Source organism: Bradyrhizobium sp. Rc2d, from assembly GCF_900099855.1.
In the GTDB taxonomy this organism is placed as follows: domain Bacteria; phylum Pseudomonadota; class Alphaproteobacteria; order Rhizobiales; family Xanthobacteraceae; genus Bradyrhizobium.
On record NZ_FNCU01000112.1, the window covers coordinates 1 to 1,630 of the forward strand.

At 55.5% G+C, this 1,630-nt stretch carries 3 protein-coding genes; all 3 read right to left on the bottom strand.

What is annotated here, in order from left to right:
• Positions 1–18: 18 nt before the first annotated feature.
• The 3 genes from BLV07_RS45720 to BLV07_RS47270 all read right to left on the bottom strand — a co-directional run bounded on the left by BLV07_RS45720 (position 19) and on the right by BLV07_RS47270 (position 1,292).
• Positions 19–237: a hypothetical protein gene (locus BLV07_RS45720; protein WP_091899144.1), complete on the bottom strand. Its 219-nt coding sequence runs from the start codon at positions 235–237 to the stop codon at positions 19–21.
• A 90-nt stretch (positions 238–327) separates the two neighbouring features.
• The gene (locus BLV07_RS47265) at positions 328–702 is read right to left on the bottom strand and encodes a hypothetical protein (protein WP_143035758.1); all 375 of its coding nucleotides are present in this window, start codon (positions 700–702) and stop codon (positions 328–330) included.
• 191 nt (positions 703–893) lie between these two features.
• The gene (locus tag BLV07_RS47270) at positions 894–1,292 is read right to left on the bottom strand and encodes a hypothetical protein (protein ID WP_143035759.1); all 399 of its coding nucleotides are present in this window, start codon (positions 1,290–1,292) and stop codon (positions 894–896) included.
• Positions 1,293–1,630 lie beyond the last annotated feature (338 nt).

A 1,630-nucleotide genomic window follows, 5' to 3' on the forward strand; every position in this document is an offset into this window, starting at 1 on the left:
CTTTAACGATCGGGGGCTTCACATGCGCGCGATCAGATTGGAATGCTGCGCGGCATCAGATTGGAATAGCTGCGCGCGATCATCGGAATCCGCAGGCTTGCCTATTGAACTTGGATAGTTTTCGGCGGTGAGGATCGCTTTGTCAGCGACAGCATCAATCGGCAGCTCTTTTGCCGGAATTGGGAGTACGAGTTTCAGAAGTCCCTGGGCTGGCGTGATGGAGGGGGATTCTGTCATGTTCAGATATTGCGATTGGATTCTGAGGACAGAGCGCGTCCAAGTCCGATGGACTGGGAAGGATCGGCAAAAATTCGATCGCGCGTCTTTCTATGCCGATGCCATCACTTTCAGGGGGCGAAACCCGCCGCGAACCAGATGATCGCTCGCTGCCGCAAGCACATTTCCCACATCAGCTGGCAATCCGGCTTTTTGCAACCCCGGTTGAACAGCGACGAATTCGAACTCGATTTGCGCGGCGGCCGCGTTTGAGAGAAGGTCTTCAAAGCGCTCCAGATCACCACAAACAAACCGCGCGCTTCCCTTCCTGTTGCTGAATCGGCGCCTTACGCTTGCACGAACGCGTTGCTTAAGCGCCCAAATAACTGACTTTACGGCTTGGCCTGCTAGTTCGTAGACGTCTCCGACGCGGTGCCCCGCTGCGGCCCCTCCTGCACGCTTGCAATGATAAAAGCGGATGAGCAATCGATTCTCGATTTCTTCGACAGCGATAAAGTCGGCTATCTCTCCTGACCCATGATCTTAATAGACGACGGCATTCCCAGAGTTCGCGAGTTCGGCTTCTAGACATGCGTGAACGGAGATCATACCCCGCCGGCCATCACCGAACTCTCGACCGATATTCACATAGCGTCGAGCCCAATCGAAAGCTTCGATCATTTCGGGGTTGAACGGCGGCAGATCCGCAGCGGCCATAGGCTCGGTCCGTCAACTAATGAGAGATCCGCCGTATAGAAGACGGGTATTTCTCCGTTGAGAAAATCGATAAGCGGCGTCTTTTCATGCTCACGCAGGATAACTGCTTCGACCTGCCCTTGCTCCAGCGGTTCGAAATCGCGATCCGTATCGAAAGAGAACGTCGCCCTGAATTCGAAGTCATCATTCCCGGAGAGAACAATGGCAACTGCTTGTTCGCTCGACGCGTCATCGTCGATCGCCAGGTCAAGATCAAGCAATTGCACGCTACGTTCCTCATCCCCAACGTGGTACCGCAAGATTGCCGGATGACGATAGACGGTGTCCGGCCATCCCACGGCCATAATGCCGTGCGGCAAGGCAACGATTTCTTCGCCAGCATCCAGAAGACGGCGTCGATGTAAACAGGATGCGCTGGGCTTGCTCGTAATGGTCCGAGTTGCCTCTTCCAGGTAGCGGCCGGGCTGTGATGTCCCTCGTCGACCAGCACTAGATTAAACACATCCAACGGAGGTTCGGGGACGTCTTCGTACGCGGGGCTAATGCTCTGAACAGTCCCAACGACCACATGATATTCGGCCAATCGCTCCCACCCCTCGGGAGTAAGCGTAGCTCTGCGGCCCTTTTGATTGACGCTTGACGTCTATTTGAGCCGCGTGGCGCGACGCCGCGGCTTCCAAATTCCGGACAATGCGTT

Coding starts and splice junctions, on each gene's coding strand:
- BLV07_RS45720 (WP_091899144.1), bottom strand. CDS start 237: ATGACAGAATCCCCCTCCATCACGCCAGCCCAGGGACTTCTGAAACTC.